The following is a 20,101-nucleotide window of genomic DNA, read 5'->3' on the forward strand; positions in this document are numbered from 1 at the left end:
CGTTCAGTCCCAGGCCCGGCCGATGCGGGACAGGCGTTCCGCGTACTCGATCCGGGTCTGCCATCCGGCGGGCCAGGCGTCCAGCCCGAGAGACGCCCCCGCGAACGCACCCGCCAGGCAGGCGATGGAGTCGGAATCGCCGGACGTGGCGGCAGCGCGGCCGACGACGGCGACCGGTTCGTCAGGGGGAGATCAGATAGCAGTAGAGCGCGGTGGCGAGCGCCTCCTCGGCAACCCACCCGGCGCCGGTGGCCCGGCACGGGTCACCCTCGTGCCGCCCGGTTGCGAGTGCCCGGCCGACCCGGTCGAGGGCATCGGCGCACTCGTCCCATCCGTGCGCCATGAAGGTTTCCGGCCGGGAGACGCCGGGCTGCCGCCAGAGCTCGCCGAGCCACTGCCGGTGGTAGGTGGTGCGCTGTAGCGCGCAACGCTCACGGAGGGCCGCGAGCACGTCGGCCGGCGCCAGGCCGCCGCGCAGGAAGAAGACGGCGTACGCGGTGAGCTCGCTCGCCGCGAGCGCCGTGGGATGACCATGTGTCACCGCAGCCTGCAGTTGCGCCACCCCGGCCCGCTGGTTGTCGCTCAAGCCCGGCACCAGGCCCACCGGAGCGACCCGCATGTTCGCCCCGCATCCCTTGGAACCGGTCTGAGTAGCCTCTCGCCACGGCAGCCCGCCGGCCAGGCCCACACAGGCATGCAGGCAGCTCATCCCCGGGGAACGGGTGTTGTCGGGGCTCTTGAGCCACTCGACGAACCGGCGGGTCAGCACCGGTTCCAGGCTTTCCGGGGTGTACGCCGGAACCTCCAGCAGCGCCTCGCCGACCGCCAGCGCCATCTGGGTATCGTCGGTGACCCGGGCCGGGTGGCCGGTCAGCTCCCGCGGGCCCGCCACACCGTAGGTGGCGACGATCGAGCCGTAGTCCTGAAACTCGGTCGGTCTGCCCAGGGCGTCCCCGTAGGCCAACCCGAACAACGATCCCGAGGCGGTACGCATGCCGACACTCTAGAGACGCATCGACAACCCTCAGGTGGCCCGGCTGTCGGTGTAGACCGCCAGGTTCGCGCGGGCGGCGGCCAGCAACGGCACCGGGACCCCGTGCCGACCGGCCTCGGTGACCAGGTCACCGACGATGGCGTCGGCTTCGACCGGCAGGCCCGCGACCAGGTCGCGGTACATCGACGACGTGGTCGGCTCGGTGCTGGCGATCGTCGCGTCGAGCAGCTCGCGGGCCGGGGGACGGGGCGGATGACCCGCCGCGGTGGCGACCGCGATCACCTCAGCGGTCAGCGCGCGAAGGAACTCCGGCCCGCCGGGGGCCGCGTTGATCGCGCCGATCGCGCCGCGCATCAGTGTCGTCGCCGCGCCCAGCGTGGCGAGCAGGACCCATTTCTCCCACATCTCCGCGACGATGTGCCGGGACGCGCGGGAGTCGAAACCGGCGCCGGTCAGGGCCGTGGTGACCGCGTCCAGCCGGTCGTCGGGGCCGCCGTCGAGCGGGCCGAACACCAGCCGGTGCAGGCCGGTCATCTGGACCACGTCGCCGTGCTCGTCCAGCGTTCCGTGGATCATGCAGAGGCCGCCCCAGACGTGCTCCGGCCCGAAGGCGCTGGTCAGCGTGCCGAGGTGACGCATGCCGTTGAGCAGCGGAATGATCACCGTCCGCCCGCCGATCGCCGGGCCGAGCGAGGCGGTCACGGTGTCGAGCGCGTGGCTCTTCACGGCGACGAGCACGACGTCGTACGCCCCGGCAGGGCTCTGGATCGTCTGCGGCGTCAGCCGGGTCTCGCCGACCGGTGTCCTGATCCGCAGGCCGCGCGAGGCGAGTCGGGCGGCGCGGCGCTCGCGGACCAGGAACGTCACGTCGCGCCCGGCCTGGGCGAGCCGGCCGCCGAAGTAACCCCCGGTCGCCCCGGCGCCGGCGACGAGAACCCTCACCCGAGCAGCTCGTCGTCGAAGCACCAGCGCCACGTCTCACCCGGCTCGAACGAGCGCATGACCGGGTGGCCGGACTCCGCGTGGTGTGCCGACATGTGCCGGCGTGGCGACGAGTCGCAGCAGGCGGTCAGGCCGCAGGTGAGGCAGGTGCGCAGGTGGACCCAGTCGTCGAAGCCGCCCGCGACGCACTGCGGGCAGCCGTCCTCGTAGGCGGACAGCGGCGCCGGGTCGCCCGATTCCTTGAGATGCTGGCAGATCACTCTTCACTCCGGTGCAGCTGGGACTCTTCCAGGTCGAGCTCGCGTTGGGCGCGGACGAGCACCTCCTCGGGGATCCGCCCCTCGTTCCGGGCGATCTTGAAGACGTGCCGCTCGGCTCTGATCATCTCGCGTCGCAGACGTCCGTACGCCGCCGAGGGGGTTTCCTGCTGCTGGCTGCCCAAACGTTCCCACGCGTTGTTGGAGCGGCTCTCCACCAGACCGCGCAGCCGGTCGACCACCGAGGCGGGCGCGCCGTCGGCACTCTTCTCCAGCGCTTCGAGGGCGGCCCGGCTCGCCGCGTGCTGAATACCGGCCTCGGCGAGCGCGTCCTGGGTGCTGGTGTCCTCGCGCACCCCGAGCCGGCGCGCCAGCATGGGCAGCGTCGTGCCCTGCAGCAGGAGGGTGAGCACGATGATCGCGAAGGCGATGAAGACGAACAGGTCCCGCGGGTAGTCCGGGACGCCGTTCTCGCCGGGGGCCGGCAGGGTCTGCGCGGCGGCCAGCGTGACCACGCCGCGCATCCCGGCCCAGGCGACCACTGTCGGCACGCTGATCGGCACGCGCGGGCCCTTCGCACGGACGCGCGGGAAGAGCCGGCCCAGGTAGGTGGAGGGGTACATCCAGACGAAACGGACCGCGATCAGCAGACCGAAGACCAGTGAGGTGACGCTGATCGTGGTCGCCATGCTGGTCTCGATGTGCTCCACGACCGTGCGCAACTGCAGGCCGACCAGCAGGAACACCACACCCTCCAGGAGGAACGTGGTGAGCCTCCACACCGCGTCCATCTGCAGGCGGGAGGTGGCCGAGAGCAGGTACGGGATCCGGTGCCCCAGGTACAGCCCGGTGATCACGACGGCCACCACGCTGGAGGCGCCCAGCTCCTCGGCGATGATCACCACGACGAACGGGGTGAGAAGCGACACAGCGTCGTCGAGCAGCGGATCATCGACCCATTTGTGCAGTTTGGCGGCGACCACCGCGGCGATCATGCCGATCACGATGCCGCCGCCCGCCTTCAGCGCGACCTGGCCGGTGATCTCCCAGAAGCCGACCGCGGCCCCGGCCAGAGCCCCCGTCGCCACCCGCACCAGCACCAGCGCGGTGGCGTCGTTGAGCAGGCTCTCGCCCTCCAGGATCGTCACCACGTGACGCGGCAGGCCGACCCGGCGGGCGATCGCGGTCGCCGACACCGCATCCGGCGGGGCGACGATCGCGCCCAATGCGATGCAGGCCGACAGCGGCACCTGGGGCAGCATCCAGTGCACCGCGAACCCGATCACGAACGCGCTGAGCAGCACCAACCCGACCGCGAGGAACAGGATCGGGCGCAGCGAGTTGCGGAAGGCGGGCACCGACGTCTGCAGTGCGGCCACGTAGAGCAGCGGCGGCAGGATGCCGATCAGCACCAGCTCCGGCTCGAGGTGCGCCTCCGGGAAACCCGGCACATACGACAAACCCAGACCGGCCACCAACAGGACCAACGGCGCCACGAGCCCGACCCGGCGGGCGAGGGCCGCGCCGACAACCGAGATCGCCACGAGCACGACCGTGTCGACGATGCTGCTCTCCATGGCCGGAAAGCTTATGTCAGGTCGTGCTGACCACGCCGGAGCGAGCGACAGTACGGGTGTAGGTGCCGTCGACCCCCGCGCTCGTCCACCTGCCGTCGACCGAGAAAACGTACGGCGTGCCTGGCAGGAGGCCCGTCACGGTGGCGGTCATCCATCCGCAGCCGGTCGGCGTGACGGTGATCCAGCCGGGCGTCTCGGGCTGCGGGCCGTACACGAGCTTCTGGCTCACCGCGAGGATGTGGTAGTCGACCAGCGTCGGGCCGCCCGGGTTGAACCACTTCACCACGGCGCTCGTGCTGCCCGCGGTCACGTCGGCGCCGTTGATCTGGCCGCCCTTGAACGCGGTGGTCTCGCACGCGCTGCCGCCGGGCGCCGGGGTCGCCGACGGCGAGACGGTCGGCGACAGCGTCGCGGCGGCGAACGCGGCCCGCGGCGAGAAGCTGGCCGTGGGCGACGGCGAGACGCTCCCGGTATCGACCAGCAGCCAGTTCGTGCCGGACGGAGCGGGTGTGGCGGTGGCGCTCTCCGACGAGGCGCACGCCGCCAGCATCAGCGAACCGGCGAGCACGGGCAGGACGACGACGGTAGCTTTCCGAATCCCCAGCACGTCAAACAGATTCGGGCGGACCGCGCCGCGGCTTAGGCGGGGTTCGTCATCGCCGGACGACGAACCCTCCCCAGCCGTTCCGGAAATGCTCCTGCGAGCGCTTGGCCAGGCTCTTCGTCGCCGCGGAGTTGACCCACGTGCCGAGAATCACCCCGGCTCCCGGTACGACCTTGGCGAACACCTTCCGGCCGGCCCGCACCCCGGCCATCCGGGCCAGTCGCAGGCTGAGCTTGAGCACGGTGCCGCCCTGGCCGTCGGAGAAGAGCCGCCCGGCCCGTTCGCGACCGGCCGCCACGCCCAGCGCCGTCCGGGCGGTCGCCGCGACCTTGTGCACCCCTTGCAGGACGAGCAGGTCGGTGGCGCGTTCCGTGGCGGCCGGGTCGACGCCGTACGCCGCGGCCAGGTGCAGCACCATCCGGGCCTGCGTCCAGGCGAGCACGCCGACGTCGGCGACGGCGCCGGGCAGGCCGGCCACGCCGGAGAGCGCGCCGGAGAGGCGGGCCAGCGTGGTGAAGCGCTTGACGGCGAGCGCGGCCAGCTCGTCCGGGGTGAGGCCGGGGCGTTCCGCGCGGGTCCGGGCGGCCCACTCGGCGGCCTCCGGGCCGAGGCGGCGGACCGCTTCCAGCGCGAGGTGTTCGGGGGCGTACTGCGGATCGGCCTTCATCCGTGACCAGAGTGAGTCCGGAGGGGCGGTGCCGTCGGTTTCCAGGTGCAGTCTCAAGATCACTCCCAGGGGGCTCCTACCCCCATAGTGGGAGGGGCACGCACATCGGTTGCCCGGGTGTGCGAACTTCTCGTGTTCACCATCACAGAGTGGTGCCGCTCATCTCGTACGTCATGATTTGCAGTGAGTCTGTGTTCGGATTGGCTCTGTGCGGCCGGAATGAACGTCCCGGCCCGGCTGTTACCGCCGGAAAGCCCGCGTGAGCGGGTGATCTCTTCGAGGAGGACCGCAGCGTGCTCGACCCACACGGGCTCTACGAGGTGGCCGGGGAACTGCCCGAACTGGACAGCCCGGTGCTGATCCAGGCGCTCACCGGGTTCGTCGACGCGGGCAGCGCGATCCAGCTCGCCCGCGAGAACCTGCTGGAGAACCTGGAGAGCGAGGTCGTCGCGACCTTCGACCTCGACCAGCTTCTCGACTACCGCTCCCGCCGCCCACCGATGATCTTCGTGGCCGACCACTTCGAGAGCTACGAGGACCCGGTGCTCGCCCTGCACCTGGTCCGTGACCAGCTCGGCACCCCGTTCCTGCTGCTCGCCGGCCCGGAGCCCGACCTGCAGTGGGAACGTTTCATCGCGGCGGTGACCCAGCTCATCGAACGGCTCGGCGTCAAGGTCACCATCGGGCTCAACGCGATCCCGATGGCCGTCCCGCACACCCGGCCGGCCGGGCTCACCGCGCACGCCACCGACAAGAGCCTGCTCGGCGAGCACGAGTCGTGGCTGCAGCGGGTGCAGGTGCCGGCCAGCGTCGGGAATCTGCTGGAGTTCCGGCTCGGGCGCAGCGGGCACGACGCGCTCGGCTATGCCGCGCACGTCCCGCACTACCTGGCGCAGACCGGCTATCCGGCCGCCTCCGAGCTGCTGCTCGACTCCGTCTCCGGGAACACCGGGCTGGCGCTGCCGACCGGGAAACTGCGGGAGGCGGCGAAGCTGGTCCGCGAAGAGGTGGACAAGCAGATCGCCGACGACGAGCAGGCCGGGCGGCTCGTGGCCTCGCTGGAGGCGCAGTACGACGCGTTCCTGCGCGGGCGGGCGAACAGTCTGCTGGTCGACGGGGACTCGTCGCTGCCGACGGCTGAGGAGCTGGGCGCCGAGCTGGAGCGGTTCCTGGCCGAGCAGACGCGGGATGAGAACTGAGCTGGGCCTGATGGCCTCGCTTCGCTCGGCGGGCATTTCGCCCCTTGAGGTCGTTGCCGAGAGTGCCCGAAAACTACTGCGCTTCGCTAGTTGTTTTCGGGCGCTCTCGGCAACGACGGGCGAAATGCGCCGGGGTTGAGGTCGGAGCGCTGGGGCTGAGGTCGGAGCGTTCCTCACCCGGCCGGGCCGGAGTCAGGGCTCCCTCTTGGTGAGCATCCAGTCGAGGACGGCGGGGAGCTGCGCGTCCCAGTAGGGCCACTCGTGGCCGCCCGGGCCGAACTCGCTGTCCAGCTCCACGCCGCTGGCCTTGCAGGCGGCGACGAACCGGCGGTTCTGCGTGAGCAGGTGGTCCTCGGTGCCGCAGCGCAGCATCAGCCGTGGCAGCCGGTGCGGATCACCCTCCCGCAGCAGGTGCAGCAGGTCCTCGTCGCTCCCGGCCACGACCCGGTCGGCGAACACGCGCCCGACCAGCGCCCGCATGTGCGGCCTCGGATCATGTTCCTGGATGTACGCGAGGTCGAGCGCCCCCGAGAGGGTAGCCGCGGCCGCGAACCGCTCCGGCTCACGCAACGCCCACTTCATCGCCCCGTACCCACCCATGGACAGGCCCGCGACGTACGTGTCCTCGCGCCGCCCGGAGATCCGGAAGAACTGCTTCGCCTTCTCCGGCAGCTCGGCGGAGAGGAAGTCCCAGAAGCGCATCCCGTACGCCTCGTTCGCATAGAAGCTGCGGTGCACCTGAGGCATGATCACGGCGAGCCCGTGGCCGGCGGCATACCGCTCGACCGAGGTGAACCTGCTCCACGCCGAATGGTCGTCGGTCAGCCCGTGCAGCAGGTAGAGCACCGGTGGCGGCGCCTCACCGTCGGCGTCGGGGAGTATCACGGTCATCGAGGTGCGAAGTTCCAGCGCCTCGGAGTCGAAGTCACACCGGATCAGAGCCACACGGCTCATTCTGTGCCATCCCCCGCGCCGGACCGCCCTCCTGTCCCACCTCGTGGCGCCGGCTCCCGCCGACCGGTCGGGCACCTTCCCGCCGACCGACCGGCCGGCGGGAACGGCAGGCTTTGATCAGGCCGCCGGCATCGGGAAGAAACCGGTGATGTCGGTCAGCCTCTGCTCGGCGTCGTGGGCGGCGTGACTGATGCCGTTCTGGACCGCGACGTCATCCGGGTCGCGCATCTCCCAGTGAGCCAGCGAGCGATCGTGGTGCGCGTCGACCGCGACGATGGCGAACCGGAGCCCGGGCATCGCCTGGCCGAAGTCGTGCATGTAACCGGCCAGCTCGTCGCGGCCGCGCACCTCGATGCCCGGGTCCCGGTAGGCGACCTCCGGGCTGACGTGACGCTCCAGCAAGGTCCGGCGCTCGGCGGCGGGAGCCGTCCACGCGGCGGCGTAGGCGTGCCAGATGTCGGTGTTCATGAATCGCTCTTTTCGTGGATATGGGTGCTGAGGAGGGCGGGCAGGGCGTGGGTGACGATGCCGGCGAGCTTGGCGGGCGCCGTGCCGAATCGCACCAGCACGAGCACCCCCTGATAGAGGGCCAGCAGCTCACCGGCGAGCTGGCCGGCCGGGGTGTCCGCGGCGAGCTCGCCGGCGGCGACGGCTCGCTCCAGCACGCGCCGGAACCCGGCTTCGATCAGCTCCAGACCCGCGGTCACCCCGTCCCGGCCGACGCCGGCCAGCGCGGGCGCCTCGACCGCGGTGTTGGTCAGCAGGCAACCCGGGTTGGCCTCCTCGTCACCGTCGAAGGTGGAGAGGAAGTACGCGTGCAGGCCCCGCAGTGGTGGGTCGGTCTCGTCGAGATGGGTCCGCACCCGCTCCGCGGCGACCTGCTCGTTGTAGGCCGCCAGCGCCGCGGTGAACAGGCCTTCCTTGTTGCCGTACGCCTTGTAGATGCTGCCCGGGTGCAGGCCGGACGCCTCCTCCAGGTCCCGCACCGAGGTGTGGGCGAAGCCCTTGCGGCGGAACACTGCCATCACCGTGCGCAGGAGCTCCGGTTCGGTCCACGTCGCTTTGCGGCCCACGCCGACCCCCTTTGTTGAACAGATACTCAACAAAACCTAGAGGACGCCTCCGTACGCCGTCAACCCGGCCGCCCGTCGATGCCTCGGCGGTTGGGAATGTCGCACCCGTCGATTAGAATGTATGTACGAAAGAGGGGCCCTGAGCTGCTGATCTTCGGCGGGTTTAGAACGCCTGTTCGAAGCCGTGCGGCGCGAGTGAGGAGACCGACGTGACCACGTCCACCCTGTCCACGATCTCGACCAACCCCGTGCCCGTGATCCCGCCGTATGCCACGATGCTCGGCTTCACCCGGTACGTCTCCCGCACCGGTCCCGCGAAGGCCACGTTCGTCGGCGGGCTGCGCAAGCAGCGTGAGCGGCGCCGCGGGTTCAACCCGCACAGCCAGCTGGTGAAGGCGTTGAAGGCCGACATCGCGTTCCGCACCGGTGGCACCTATCTGACCGGCGTCGTCGACCTCGTGAAGGACCGGTGGAAGCCGCTCTACGAGTCGCTGCGCGCCGGCGCCCGCACCTACCTGGCATCCCTCGGTGACCCCGAGCGGATCACGCTGATCCAGACCCGTGACGCGCTGGCCAGCGTCGGCCCGCTCGCCGTGAAGATCAACCCGCACTTCGGCCTGCGCTTCGAGGACGGGCATCGCGAGGCGGTCCGGATCCACTTCGACGAGGAGCCGCCCAGCCCGGAGCTGGTCACCGCGATGCTGCACCTGATGGCCCGCCACATGGATCAGATCCTGCCGGACGCCGACCCCGTCCTGGTCGACCTGCGGCGCGGGGTGACCCACCGGCTGAGCCCGGCCGCGCGGCCTGCCGATGTCGAGAGCTGGCTGGCCGGGGAGGCGGCCGCGTTCACGGCGATGTGGTCCGCCACCGCCGCCTGAGCCGACCACACCACGGTTCCGTTCCCCGGCGCGCCGCCTCGCGCCGGGGACGGCCCGTCCCCGCCGGCGAGCCGTTGACCTGGGCCGCCGGTCGGCTAGGGTGTGCGGCGTGAGTCCGTTCCCCGGCGTTCTTCCGCCGCCCCGCGTCTGAGCGGGGCGTGAGCCGCGCCGCCCGAGCCACCGGCCGGGCGGTTGATCCGTGCTGCGTTCCGCTGCCGATCCTTCCGGACCGACTCACTCACGCGGAGCGTGCATGTCCTCGTCCTCCTCGCCCAGCGCCAGGCTGAGCCTTCTCCAACTGTCCGTCGCCGGGGTGCTGTGGGGCACCGCCGGCGTCGTCGTCCAGGTCGTCGCCGGCCGCACCGGCCTCGGCGCCGTGGCGATCGGGTTCTACCGGCTGCTCTTCGCGGCCGGCATCATGCTGATCATCGGGCTGCCGGCGCGCCGCCGGATCTGGGCCGCGGTCCGGTCCGCGCCGGTCGCGGTCGTCGCCGCCGGGGCCGGGCTCGCGGCGTACCAGGCCCTGTACTTCATCGCGGTGCGCCTCACCGGCGTCAGCATCGCCACCGTCGTGAGCCTCGGCCTCGCCCCGGTCCTGCTCAGCGTCTGGGAGACCATCCGCACCCGGCAGCGACCGGGGAACGCCGAGCTCGCCGCGTCGGCAGCCGCCGTCCTCGGCCTCATCCTGATCTCCACGGTCACCGGCGACGGCGCGACCGCCACCGGGCTCGGGCTGCTCGCGGCGGTCGCCTCCGGAACGGTCTACGCCGCGTCGACCGCTCTGAGCCGGCAGACCACCCAGGGCGTGCCACCGCTGATCCTGACGACGCTGTCCTGCACGATCGGCGCGATCACCCTGGCGCCGATCGCCGTGGCGCAGGGTGTGGCGTTCACTCCGAGCCTCCGGCCGATCCTCCTGCTCGCGTACCTGGGGGTGGTCACGACGGCCCTGGCGTACGCCTGCTTCTACACCGGTCTGCGCCACACCACCGGGAGCGTCGCCGTGGTGGTCACGCTGCTCGAACCGCTCACCGCCGCACTGCTCGCGGTCGTGCTGCTCGGCGAGCCGCTCGCCCTGCCCACGATCGTCGGCGGCTTGCTGCTGCTCGGCGCCGTGACGACGCTGTACCTGGGCGCCGGCCGGCCCGCTTCGCCGCAGCCCCAGGAGGAGGCCGCCACCCGAACGTGAGCCGACGCCAGGCCCGCCCTGATCACCGGGCTGCCGCCGTCACGGTCCTGGCTGGCACTCACGGTGGTTATTCGGGACGAATACCACCGTGAGTGCCAGCTGGCGGGGTGAGCGCGCAGCTGGCTGGGGCACCGCGGAGGCCGCGGGCGGGACGGGCGGTCAGCGGACGTCGAGCGGCAGGCGGACCAGGATCGTCGTCCCGTCGCCGTCCCCGGTCAGCTCGATGCTGCCGTGGTGACGTTCCACCACGGCCCGGCTCAGGGTCAGCCCGAGCCCGCTCCCCGGCAGCGTCCGATCATGTCCCCGGCTGGTCCGGTACCCCCCGGTGAACAGTTGCTCCCGCTCGTCCCGGGGCACGTCCGCCGCCGCGTCGGACACGGCGAGCTCGGCGGCCCGCCCGGCCCGGCGCAGGCTGACCTCGACGTGGCCGCCGTCCGGGCTGTAGCGGACGGCGCTGCCCAGCAGGTTCTCCACGATCTGCCGCAGCCGGTCCCGGTCCCCCGGCACGATCAGTTCCCCGGGCAGGTCGGTGTCGATCACCACCGGCGCGCCGCCGATCGCCTGCCGGGTCCGGTCCACCACGTCGCGCACGACCGCGGCCAGGTCCATCGGGGTGCGCCGGACGTCCGCGTGCCCGGCGTCGAGCGCGGACAGTTCGAGCAGCTCGTTGATGATCTCCCGGAGTTGCAGGGCGTTGCGCTCGACCACGGCGATCAACCGCGGACCGTCCCGCACGAGGGTGGCCTCGTCCGCCTCGCGGAGCAGCTCGGTGTACGCGCTGATCGACGTCAACGGTGTCCGGAGCTCGTGACCGATCAGCGCCAGGTACTCGTTCTTGCTCCGCACCAGTTGCCGCTGCAGGTCCTCGACGCGGCGCCGCTCCACGAACTGTCCCAGGTGCGCGGCGATCCCGGACATCAGCGCGACCAGTTCGTCCTCCGGGTCCTCGACCGCGTCGGCGAAGACGGTCAGCACCCCGATCGTCCCGGTCCCGTCGTGCACCGGGATCGCCAGCGCGGTGTGCAGCCGCTCCTGAGTGGTGTCCGGCGAGATCAGGCTCTGCGGGCGGCCCACGTCCCGGATCCACAGCGGTTTGTCGACCTGCCAGGCGCGCCCGGCCAGCCCCTGACCGTGGGCGAGCGCGTCCGGCACCGGGATCCCGGTCGCCCATCCGGGGGTGCTCCAGCGTGCCGCCGCCCGGATCGTCCCGGCCGCCGCGTCGACCATCCACAGCTCGGCGTGCACCCAGTCCAGGGTCGCGACGACCGCTTCCAGCACCCGGGGCCCGGCCGCCTCGATGCTGGGCGTTTCGGCAAGAGCCGTGGTCACCGCCAGTTCGCACGAGCGGAACCGTTCGGCCCGCCGCTGCCGGGTGACGTCCTGCAACGCCTGGACCGCGCCGACGACCTGCCCCTCCGGCCCGAGGATCGGCTGCGCGTCCATCAGGTAGTGCCGGGTCCGTTTGGTCCGGCCGGGCCGGACGACCGGTTCGTCCCGGAGGCGCTCACCGCCGAGCGCGCGGAACAGCCCGGGCTCCTCGGCGCCGGCCGGGTCGTCGGCCCAGAGCCGGCGCATCCGCTCGTTCGCGAAGACCACGTGCCCGTCGGCGTCGCACGCGGTCACGCCGTCGTGCAGGCTTTCCAGCACCGCGTCCAGGAAGCGGTGCTGCTGCTCCAGTTCGTGCCGGGCCAGTTGCTCGCCGATCAGCAGGGTGGCGACCTCGGCGGCCTCCGCGACCGCGGACATCTGCTCCGGCGTCCATTCCCGCGGGCGCAGGTCGTAGGCGCAGCACACCCCGAGCACCCGCCCGAGCCGGTCGTGCACCGGATATCCCAGGTACGCGCCGCCGTGCTTGCGGACCACCCCGGGCGGCACGCGCTCGTCGACGGTGGCGTCGTCGACGATGACCGCGCCGCCGCCGCTCACCACCAGGCCGCCGAGCGAGGAGTCGAGTGCGGTGTCGGCGATCGCGTCCCAGTCGGCGGCGACGCCCCAACTGCCGTACAGCCGGAGCTTCTCGCCCTCGACGAACTGGATGCACGCGCTCGGCGTCTGCGCCCCGCGGGCGGTCAGCGCGGCGAGCTGGTCAGCTGTTCCGCTGGTCAGGATCCCGCGATGCAGGTTCGACGACCCGCCGAGCACGTCCCGCGGGACTGCCGGCCCGCCGCCCGGCCGCGACGTGTTGATCACCCGGTGCGGGTCGATGGCGGCCGTCGGCGAGTTCGGGTGCTCGTCGACGGCCGTCCCCCCGTAAAGGTCGGCCGGGCGTGCGAGTCCAGCGGCGTCCGCCGCACGCGCCCTTCCGGACCGTCCGGCGCCACTGCCGCCGTCTTCTCGCCGCATGGCCGACCTCCACGGTTCAGCGTAGAGGCGCGAAAAACCTAAAACCGGCAAATCCGTCGGCCTGCCGAGCTTTCTTCCCCCGCTCCGCTCTCCCCCGGCTTCCCGATTCCCGCGTACGCCGTCAGCCCGCCCCACCCCGCGAAACCACCGGCCAGGCAGCTCGAGAAGCACCCGCCCGTCGCCTCCCGAACACCCACCCAGCAGCTCACGGACTACCCGCCCGCCACCTCGGGAGCGCCCGCTCACACGAGCCGGCGCAAGGCCGTCCCGGGCCCGAGCCGCTGCGCGCCGCCAGGCCCCAGCTGGTCCTCATGGGCGTTATAAGGCACGAATAACGCCCATGAGGACCAGCCGGAACCCGCAGCCGCGCAGCCAGCCCGACCCGCACGAACGCCGCGGCAGCCAGCTGGTCCTCATGGGCGTAATGAGGCACGAATAACGCCCATGAGGACCAGCTGGGACGGCGGGTCGCGGAGCGGCATGGAGTCGGGCGGGCGTCGCGGACGGCCGGGCTTCGAGCACCTCTCCCACCCCGGGGGCGGCGGGAGACGCGCGGGCGGCGGGACGGGGCAATCGCCGTACCGAGGCAGGGGTCAGATCTTCTGGAATCTGAGGTCGGTGATGGGGCGGCCGGCTGCCTCGCCGCGGCGCTCGAACTTGGTCCGCGGGCGGGCGTGCGGCGTTGCCGGCAGTGGGCTCAGCCGCGGGTCGGCGGCGAGGGTCTCGGACATGGCGAGCGCGTAGTCCGGCCAGTCGGTGGCGCAGTGCAGGACGCCGCCGGGGTGGAGGCGGTCGCGGAGCAGGGCGACGTTCGCGGGCTGGATCAGGCGGCGCTTGTGGTGGCGCGCCTTGGGCCACGGGTCCGGGAAGAAGACGTGGACGGCGTCGAGGGAGTCCGGGGCGAGGCGGTGGACGAGTTCCATGGCGTCGCCGCGGGCCACCCGGACGTTGGTCAGGCCCAGCTCGCCGATCAGGGCCAGCAGGTTCCCGATGCCGGGGGTGTGCACCTCGATGCCGAGGTAGTCGCGGGCCGGGTCGGCGGCGGCCATCGTGGCGGTCGCGTCGCCCATGCCGAAGCCGATCTCCAGCACGACCGGCGCGTCCCGGCCGAAGAGCTCACGCAGGTCGAGCGGGGTCCGGTCGCCGTCGTCGACGGTGAGACCGTAGCGCGGCCAGAGCACGGCATGGGCGTCGGCGTGGCGCTGGCCCATCCGCCCTCGGCGAGGGTGAAATGTCCGAATCGGGCGCGCAGCGGTGGTGTCAGTCATGGCGGCGCCCACAATACGGCCTGTCAGCGGGCGGTGGCCTGCGAGCCGGGGTGCAACGGGGTCCGGGCGCCGGTCCGCAGGTCGACGAGCGTGACGCAGGAGCCGGTGGTGGACTGCGCGGTGACCAGGGCACGGTTCGCGTCGAGGTAGGTCAGCTCGCGGTCCATCGGCACCCCGATCGTGCGCTTGCGGCCGGTCGTGAGGTCCAGCTCGACGACGTGCACCGGCTCGTTCTCCGCGGCGGTCTCGCCTTCCTGGTACGCGGTCCAGGCGAGCCTCGTCCCGTCCGGGCGCCAGGACGGGATCACGGCGAAGCCACGGTTCTGCAGGCTGCCGCCGCCGTAGGCCGCGACCATGCGCTCGGCGCCGGACGCGATCGTGCCGATGCTCAGGCACGCGTCGTAGACGGCGTCGCACTCGCCGCCGCGGAACGCGATCTGCTTGCCGTCCGGCGACCAGGCGACCGCGTCGTCGACCCGCAGGCGGTCGGCGAGCGCGCCGGTCACCGGCTCGGGGGCGGTCTCGTCCGGGAGGTCCTCGCCGCGGCAGTCGCGGGGGAACAGCACCTCGGGCTTGGAGACGCCGGACGCGGCGACGCGGTAGACGCCGGGGCCACCGGTGCACGAGGTGGAGGCGAAGGCCAGCCACTTGCCGTCCGGTGACCAGGACGGGCCGGTGGCCGGGCGCGTGGTGATCCGGCGCGCGGCCGTCCCGTCCGGCTTCAGGGTCCACAGCTGACCGTTCCTGATCACGGCGAGCTGCCCGCCGCCGGGGGCGTACCGGGGACGGGAAAACCCGCCCCCGGTGGTGATCCGTTTCTCGACGGAACCGGTGCTGACGTAGAGATCGCCGCCGCGGACGTACGTGATCGGGGTGGCGGGCGCCGGACCGAGAACGAGACTGGCCAGAACCACTGCTGCCATGATCACGACAATCGCCCCCTAGCTGTGTATACGTCTTGCACCATCGTCGCAACCGGCGCGCCGCCTGAGCCGATTCAGCGACCGGGATGGACGACCGCCGCGGCGCCACCACCCCGGCGCACCGGTTCGGCGACGGCCAGCTGCCCGCCGTGCGCCGTGAACTCGATCGCGGTCGCCGCCCCGATCTCCGGCGCGTCGGCCCCGAACACGTGCCCGAGCGGTGTCAGCGCCGGCCCGTACGTCGTGTGGAACGCCGGCTCCGCCTGGATCCCGGGCGTGTTCCGCTGGGCCGCCCGGGGTGCCGCGAGCGCCTGCGGCAGGGTGAGCCCCAGGTCGAGACGGCCGTAGACGATCTGCAGGACGGTCGTGATGATCGTCGAGCCGCCGGGCGCGCCGACCGCGAGGAACGGCTTGCCGTCCTTGAGCACGATCGTCGGCGACATCGAGCTGCGCGGCCGCTTGCCGGGGCCGGGCAGGTTCGGGTCGTCGAAGGCGCCCTGCGTGCCGGTGAAGTTGAAGTCGGTCAGCTCGTTGTTGAGCATGAAGCCGCGGCCGGGCACGATCATGGCGTTGCCGCCGAACTGCTCCAGGGTGAGGGTGTACTCGACGACGTTGCCCCACCGGTCGGCGACGGTCAGGTTGGTGGTGCTCATGCCCTTGTCCGGCGTGGCCGCGGTGACCGACGGGGTGCAGCCGGACGGGCCGGGCGCGACCGGCTTGACCAGCGCCCGGTCCGGGGAGATCTGGCAGGCCCGCTGCTTCGCCCACCGGTCGGAGACCAGCTCACGCAGTCGCGCCTGAGGGGTGCCGGCGCCGAGGTAGCGTCCCCGGTCGGCGAACGCCAGGGCGGACGCCTCCAGGTAGTAGTGCAGCTTCTCGGTGGTGGACGCGCCGTCGAGCGGTGACGCCTCCAGGATGTTCAGCGCCTCGCTGACCGTCGTGCCACCACTGGACGGGGTGGACATGCCGTAAACGGTCAGGCCCTTGTAGTCGGCCTTGGTCGGCGCGGGGTGCCGGACCTGATACTTCGCCAGATCAGAAGCGGTCAGCACGCCGGGCCGGATCGGGTAGGCCCACGGCGAGGTGGGGCTGTCGGAGATCTCCGGACTTCTCACGGTGGCCAGCAGGTCCTTGCCGATCTCACCCCGGTAGAAGGCCCCCGTTCCCTTTCGCGCGATCAGGCGGTAGGTCTTCGCCAGGTCGGGGTTGCGGATCGTGGTCCCGACCGCAGGCGGAGCCCCACCCGGGAGATAGAGCGCCTTCGTCGCGTCGAACTGCCCGAAGGCCGCCGCGTTCTCGGTCACCTGACGGCGGAACTCGGCGTCCACGGTGTATCCCCGATCGGCCACCTTCGCGGCGTCGTTCAGCGCGTTGCCGAGCGACCGCGTCCCCCACTGCCTCGACGCCGCCTCCCAGGTCGCCAGGGTGCCGGGCACGCCGACGGAGAGGCCGCTGACCCGGGCCTCGTCGAAGGCGTACGGCTGACCGGTCGCCGGATTCACGAAGTACGTCGAGGTCATCGTCGCCGGGCCGGTCTCCCGTCCGTCGATCGTGTGCACCCGGTGCGTACGCGCGTCGTAGTACACGAAGAACCCGCCGCCACCGATCCCGGAGGCGAACGGCTCGGTCACGCCGAGGGTCGCCGCTGCCGCGACCGCGGCGTCGACCGCGTTGCCACCCCGGCGCAGCACCTCGAGGCCCGCGGCGGTGGCGGTGGGGTCGACGGTCGCGATGGCGCCGCCGTACCCCTGGGCGGTCGGGGTCTTGGTGGGAACAGGGGTCGCGGAGGCCGGCGTCGCCAGCCCCACGGTGGTCAGCGAGAACGCGGCTAGCGCGGTAAGGAACCGCATCGGCCCTCCAGACAGGACAGTGTCGGTTGTCAATCCCCTGCCTACCGCTGAAGTGAGCCGGGCACAACCGCTACAACGATTAGCCGATACCGAACGGCTCGGGTTCGACGGCCGGGCAGGTCGCTCCGGCGCGGGGCAGCGTGAGGTCGATGAGGTAGCGCTCGACCGCCGCTTTCACGCAGGGACTGTGCGAGTACGCCACGTGCCCCCACCCCTGATAGGTCAGCAGCCGCGCGGACGGTCCGAGCTGCGCTGCCACCTGCTGCGCCCAGGCGTGCCCGGTCGCCGGGTCGTGCAGCGCGTTGACCAGCAGCATCGGCATCCTCGCCGGAGCCAGCCGGCGCTGCGGGCTGCCCGGCGGGTGCGGCCACCCCACACAGCCGGCGGCCGCGGACAGAGCGATCGGCGAGGCCTTCACCTGCGGCGCGATCTTCGCGAGAGCATCAATTCTTCTCCGGTACGCCGTGAAGTCGCCCACCGGGAGCGACCAGTCCCCGCAGAACACCGCGGGGAAGCTGTTCGGCGTGATGTCGATCGGTGGCGCCGCTCGGCGCCCGGCGGCCCCCGCAGGTTCGACGGCGTCCTGCAGGTAGTGGGCGAAGGAGAACCACTGCGGGTCGTAGAACGCGCTGAACGCCGCCGAGATCAACTCCCAGACACCAAGTTTGGCCGGCGGGTCGTACGGGTCCTCGAGCGTCCCGGCCTGGGCCCGGCCCATCAGGGTCGCCCACAGCCGCGGGATGTCCTTGCCGCGCAGCACGCAGCGGGTGTCCCGGGCGCACCACTTCACGAACTCGTCGAAGGAATCCTGCACCGACGCCGTCTCCTGCGCCAGGAACGTGTCCACGTCGACGCTGTGGTCCATGACGCTGTCGAGGACGACCGCCCGCAGCGTCGCCGGGTGGGTGTCACCGTAGAGCTCGCCGATCAGCGACCCGTAGGACGCCCCGAAGATGCTGATCTTCGGCTCGCCCAGCGCGACCCGTAACGCCTCGACGTCCCGGACCACGCTGCCGGTGTCGGCGTGCGCGACGACCGGGCCGCTGCGGGCGGCGCAGTCCTCGGCGAGCCGCCGGTTGTAGGCGGCCAGCGCCCGGAACCCGGCCTCGCTGCCGACCAGCGGGGACGGTTTCGCGTCGACCAGGGCCTGTGAGCACAGCACCGGGCTGCTCCGGCCCACCCCGCGCGGGTCCAGCCCGATGATGTCGAACCGTTTTCGCAGGTCGGCGCCGAAGAATTCGCTGTCGAGGGCCAGGTTGACCGCCGAGCCGCCGGGGCCGCCCGGGTTGACGACCAGGACGCCGAGCCGGCGCGCCGGGTCGGTCGCCTTCCGCCGGGCCATCTGCAGCTCGATCGTCGGCCCGTAGGGGTTCGCCCAGTCCGCCGGGACGCGCATCTTCCCGCACTCGACCTGGGCGTCCTCGGGGCAGACCGACCAGCTCACCACCGGGGCGGCGCCGGCCGGCCGGGCGAACCCGGACAGGCCGGCAAGGACGAGGATCGCGGCCGTGGCCGGCCACCGCAAAGCTCGCAAAACCAACTCTCCGCCCTACGCGGCGGGGAGTCGGCCGCGCGGCACCCATCTTGGGGCGTGGTTCCCCCATGATTCCGGAGAATGACCGTTTTTGCATCATATGGGGCATTTATGGTTGGCGGGGCGTGGCAGGGTGGACTGATGCCGACCGTCATCCGCCTGGCTCTCGCCGCCGCCGGCGCCACGTTGCTGACCGCCTGCTCCACCGGCGAACCGGCCGCCGCACCGGCGGTCGACCCGGTCCCGTCCGTGTCGGTGCCGTCCGTGCCGGCCCCGCCCTCCGGGAGCGCGGCGTCCGCGGGGCTGCCCGACCTCACCGCGGAGCCCGAGACGATCGCGACCGGGATCCAGGTGCCGTGGGGGCTGGCGTTCCGGCCCGACGGCAGCGCGCTGGTCGCCGAGCGGCAGACCGGTGACATCTTCCAGCTCCGGCCCGGTGCGGCGAAGAAGAAGGTCTACACCGTGCCCGGCGTGCGGGCCGGAGGCGAGGGCGGGTTGCTCGGCCTCGCCGTCCGCGACGACTGGGTCTTCGCCTATCTGACCGGTGACGACGACAACCGGATCGTGCGGTTCCGGCTGACCGGCGGCGACCCGGAGGTGATCTTCAAAGGGCTGGACCGCGGGCCCCGGCACAACGGCGGGCGGCTCGCGTTCGGGCCGGACGGGATGCTCTACGTCGGCACCGGGGACGCCGGTGACGAGCCCCAGTCGCAGGACCGCGATGACCCGAACGGCAAGATCCTGCGGCTCACCCTGGAGGGCAAGCCGGCGCCGGGCAACCCGTGGCCGGGCTCGCCGGTCTGGAGCCTGGGGCACCGCAACGTGCAGGGCCTGGCCTGGGACGCGCAGGGCCGGATGTACGGGATCGAGTTCGGCCAGAACACCTGGGACGAGGTGAACGTCATCCAGCCCGGCAAGAACTACGGGTGGCCCGAGGTCGAGGGGAAGGCCGGCAACCCGAAGTTCACCGACCCGATCGTGCAGTGGGGCACCGACGACGCGTCACCGAGCGGGGCGGCGGTCGCCGGCACCACGCTGTATGTGGCCGCCCTCAAGGGTGAGCGGCTGTGGGCCGTCCCGCTGGGCGGCGGGACGGCGAAGGCGGAGCTGGACCAGAAGTTCGGCCGGCTCCGCACGGTCGCCGTGGCCCCCGATGGTTCGCTGTGGCTGACCACCTCGAACACCGACGGCCGCGGCGACCCGCGCGACGGCGACGACCGGATCCTTCGCTTCCCGGCCCGATGAGGCACTACCGGCCGGTGGTGGGTGGAAACTGGGGCAGCGCCGAGATGGCCTGGGCGTAAATGGCCATCTGCTTCTGGTTGGGGACGACACCGAAGACCCGCAGTTGGTCGGTGAGAGCCTGTTTGATCTGCTCTTCGGTCTGACCGCGGTGGGTCTGGGTGACCTTGTTGACGACGAAGTCCACACGGAGCTGCGCCTGCCAGCCAGCGGAGCGCTGGCCGCCCGAGGCGAGGCTGCTGATAGAGGCGAGGGGTTGCATGCCCCGGTAATCGGTCGCCCAGGTCCCTGACTTGACGATACGGGAACCCTGTGCAACGAGATGACAACCGGGGCACACCGAACCCGACATCAGTCCTCGCGGGCGGGCGCCTCCTCCTCCGTCGTCTCGACCGGCTTCGGCGGGTTGAGGCGCAGCCAGAGCAGCATGAGCAGGCCGAGCGCGAGCATCGCCAGCCCCATCCACAGGTTGATCCGGACACCCTGCGCCTTCTCGATCTCGGCCGGGGTGTCGAACAGGCCGAGGATCGTGACGATCACGCCGTACAGGGTGAACATGCCGCCGATGACGGCGCGCAGATCGAAGAGTCGATTCATGACAGGC

19 protein-coding genes and 1 pseudogene are annotated in these 20,101 nt (G+C 71.9%); 4 read left to right on the forward strand and 16 right to left on the reverse strand.

Going from position 1 to position 20,101, the window contains the following annotated elements; genetic code table 11:
* Positions 1–3 precede the first annotated feature (3 nt).
* From Acy02nite_RS19160 to Acy02nite_RS19185, 6 genes and pseudogenes are all read right to left on the reverse strand, one after another.
* Positions 4–994 (reverse strand): annotated as a pseudogene (locus Acy02nite_RS19160) (ADP-ribosylglycohydrolase family protein).
* Between the two features lie 30 nt (positions 995–1,024).
* Positions 1,025–1,936 (reverse strand): ketopantoate reductase family protein, encoded by a 912-nt coding sequence (locus Acy02nite_RS19165; protein WP_203742375.1) that lies wholly within the window; start codon positions 1,934–1,936, stop codon positions 1,025–1,027.
* Positions 1,933–2,196: a UBP-type zinc finger domain-containing protein gene (locus tag Acy02nite_RS19170; RefSeq protein ID WP_203742377.1), complete on the reverse strand. Its 264-nt coding sequence runs from the start codon at positions 2,194–2,196 to the stop codon at positions 1,933–1,935. The genes Acy02nite_RS19165 and Acy02nite_RS19170 overlap by 4 nt, the downstream gene beginning before the upstream one ends.
* A complete protein-coding gene (locus tag Acy02nite_RS19175; protein ID WP_203742379.1) occupies positions 2,193–3,770 on the reverse strand; it encodes a Na+/H+ antiporter in 1,578 nt (525 codons plus the stop codon). Before Acy02nite_RS19175 ends, Acy02nite_RS19170 begins: the two co-directional genes overlap by 4 nt.
* A gap of 16 nt (positions 3,771–3,786) precedes the next feature.
* Positions 3,787–4,377 carry a fibronectin type III domain-containing protein gene (locus Acy02nite_RS19180; RefSeq protein ID WP_203742381.1) on the reverse strand — a complete coding sequence of 197 codons (591 nt, stop codon included), beginning with the start codon at positions 4,375–4,377 and terminating at the stop codon, positions 3,787–3,789.
* Positions 4,378–4,423: 46 nt separating this feature from the next.
* The gene (locus Acy02nite_RS19185) at positions 4,424–5,041 is read right to left on the reverse strand and encodes an EcsC family protein (RefSeq protein ID WP_203742574.1); all 618 of its coding nucleotides are present in this window, start codon (positions 5,039–5,041) and stop codon (positions 4,424–4,426) included.
* 293 nt (positions 5,042–5,334) lie between these two features.
* On the opposite strand from Acy02nite_RS19185, the gene Acy02nite_RS19190 reads away from it, so the two are divergent.
* Complete coding sequence (locus Acy02nite_RS19190) at positions 5,335–6,240, forward strand: proteasome assembly chaperone family protein (RefSeq protein ID WP_203742383.1); 906 nt, start codon at positions 5,335–5,337, stop codon at positions 6,238–6,240.
* Between the two features lie 192 nt (positions 6,241–6,432).
* On the opposite strand, the gene Acy02nite_RS19195 is transcribed toward Acy02nite_RS19190, so the two are convergent.
* The 3 genes from Acy02nite_RS19195 to Acy02nite_RS19205 form a co-directional block, all read right to left on the reverse strand.
* A complete protein-coding gene (locus Acy02nite_RS19195) occupies positions 6,433–7,185 on the reverse strand; it encodes an alpha/beta hydrolase (RefSeq protein ID WP_203742385.1) in 753 nt (250 codons plus the stop codon).
* Positions 7,186–7,311: 126 nt separating this feature from the next.
* Positions 7,312–7,662, reverse strand: a complete 351-nt coding sequence (locus tag Acy02nite_RS19200; RefSeq protein ID WP_203742387.1) for a nuclear transport factor 2 family protein — start codon at positions 7,660–7,662, stop codon at positions 7,312–7,314.
* Positions 7,659–8,267 carry a TetR/AcrR family transcriptional regulator gene (locus Acy02nite_RS19205; protein ID WP_203742389.1) on the reverse strand — a complete coding sequence of 203 codons (609 nt, stop codon included), beginning with the start codon at positions 8,265–8,267 and terminating at the stop codon, positions 7,659–7,661. The genes Acy02nite_RS19200 and Acy02nite_RS19205 overlap by 4 nt, the downstream gene beginning before the upstream one ends.
* A gap of 275 nt (positions 8,268–8,542) precedes the next feature.
* On the opposite strand from Acy02nite_RS19205, the gene Acy02nite_RS19210 reads away from it, so the two are divergent.
* Together Acy02nite_RS19210 and Acy02nite_RS19215 are read left to right on the forward strand one after the other, a co-directional pair.
* Positions 8,543–9,148 (forward strand): hypothetical protein, encoded by a 606-nt coding sequence (locus tag Acy02nite_RS19210; protein WP_203742576.1) that lies wholly within the window; start codon positions 8,543–8,545, stop codon positions 9,146–9,148.
* A 253-nt stretch (positions 9,149–9,401) separates the two neighbouring features.
* Positions 9,402–10,337, forward strand: coding sequence for a DMT family transporter (locus Acy02nite_RS19215; protein ID WP_203742391.1), 936 nt, complete (start codon positions 9,402–9,404; stop codon positions 10,335–10,337).
* A gap of 159 nt (positions 10,338–10,496) precedes the next feature.
* Here the strand turns inward: Acy02nite_RS19215 and Acy02nite_RS19220 are convergent, their stop codons facing one another.
* From Acy02nite_RS19220 to Acy02nite_RS19240, 5 genes are all read right to left on the reverse strand, one after another.
* Positions 10,497–12,680 carry a sensor histidine kinase gene (locus tag Acy02nite_RS19220; protein ID WP_203742393.1) on the reverse strand — a complete coding sequence of 728 codons (2,184 nt, stop codon included), beginning with the start codon at positions 12,678–12,680 and terminating at the stop codon, positions 10,497–10,499.
* Positions 12,681–13,273: 593 nt separating this feature from the next.
* Positions 13,274–13,891 carry a tRNA (guanosine(46)-N7)-methyltransferase TrmB gene (gene trmB / locus Acy02nite_RS19225; RefSeq protein ID WP_239174999.1) on the reverse strand — a complete coding sequence of 206 codons (618 nt, stop codon included), beginning with the start codon at positions 13,889–13,891 and terminating at the stop codon, positions 13,274–13,276.
* 80 nt (positions 13,892–13,971) lie between these two features.
* Positions 13,972–14,871 carry a TolB family protein gene (locus tag Acy02nite_RS19230; RefSeq protein WP_239175000.1) on the reverse strand — a complete coding sequence of 300 codons (900 nt, stop codon included), beginning with the start codon at positions 14,869–14,871 and terminating at the stop codon, positions 13,972–13,974.
* 74 nt (positions 14,872–14,945) lie between these two features.
* Complete coding sequence (gene ggt, locus Acy02nite_RS19235; protein WP_203742395.1) at positions 14,946–16,721, reverse strand: gamma-glutamyltransferase; 1,776 nt, start codon at positions 16,719–16,721, stop codon at positions 14,946–14,948.
* A gap of 79 nt (positions 16,722–16,800) precedes the next feature.
* Entirely contained in the window at positions 16,801–18,255 is a 1,455-nt protein-coding gene (locus tag Acy02nite_RS19240) for an alpha/beta hydrolase (RefSeq protein ID WP_203742396.1), read from the reverse strand.
* A gap of 141 nt (positions 18,256–18,396) precedes the next feature.
* Between Acy02nite_RS19240 and Acy02nite_RS19245 the strand changes: the two genes are divergently transcribed.
* Positions 18,397–19,500 (forward strand): PQQ-dependent sugar dehydrogenase, encoded by a 1,104-nt coding sequence (locus tag Acy02nite_RS19245; RefSeq protein ID WP_203742397.1) that lies wholly within the window; start codon positions 18,397–18,399, stop codon positions 19,498–19,500.
* 4 nt (positions 19,501–19,504) lie between these two features.
* Here the strand turns inward: Acy02nite_RS19245 and Acy02nite_RS19250 are convergent, their stop codons facing one another.
* Both Acy02nite_RS19250 and Acy02nite_RS19255 read right to left on the reverse strand, forming a co-directional pair.
* A complete protein-coding gene (locus Acy02nite_RS19250) occupies positions 19,505–19,759 on the reverse strand; it encodes a hypothetical protein (RefSeq protein ID WP_203742398.1) in 255 nt (84 codons plus the stop codon).
* A gap of 89 nt (positions 19,760–19,848) precedes the next feature.
* The gene (locus Acy02nite_RS19255; protein ID WP_203742400.1) at positions 19,849–20,094 is read right to left on the reverse strand and encodes a hypothetical protein; all 246 of its coding nucleotides are present in this window, start codon (positions 20,092–20,094) and stop codon (positions 19,849–19,851) included.
* Positions 20,095–20,101: the final 7 nt, after the last annotated feature.

It is taken from the genome of Actinoplanes cyaneus (genome assembly GCF_016862095.1).
GTDB lineage: Bacteria > Actinomycetota > Actinomycetes > Mycobacteriales > Micromonosporaceae > Actinoplanes > Actinoplanes cyaneus.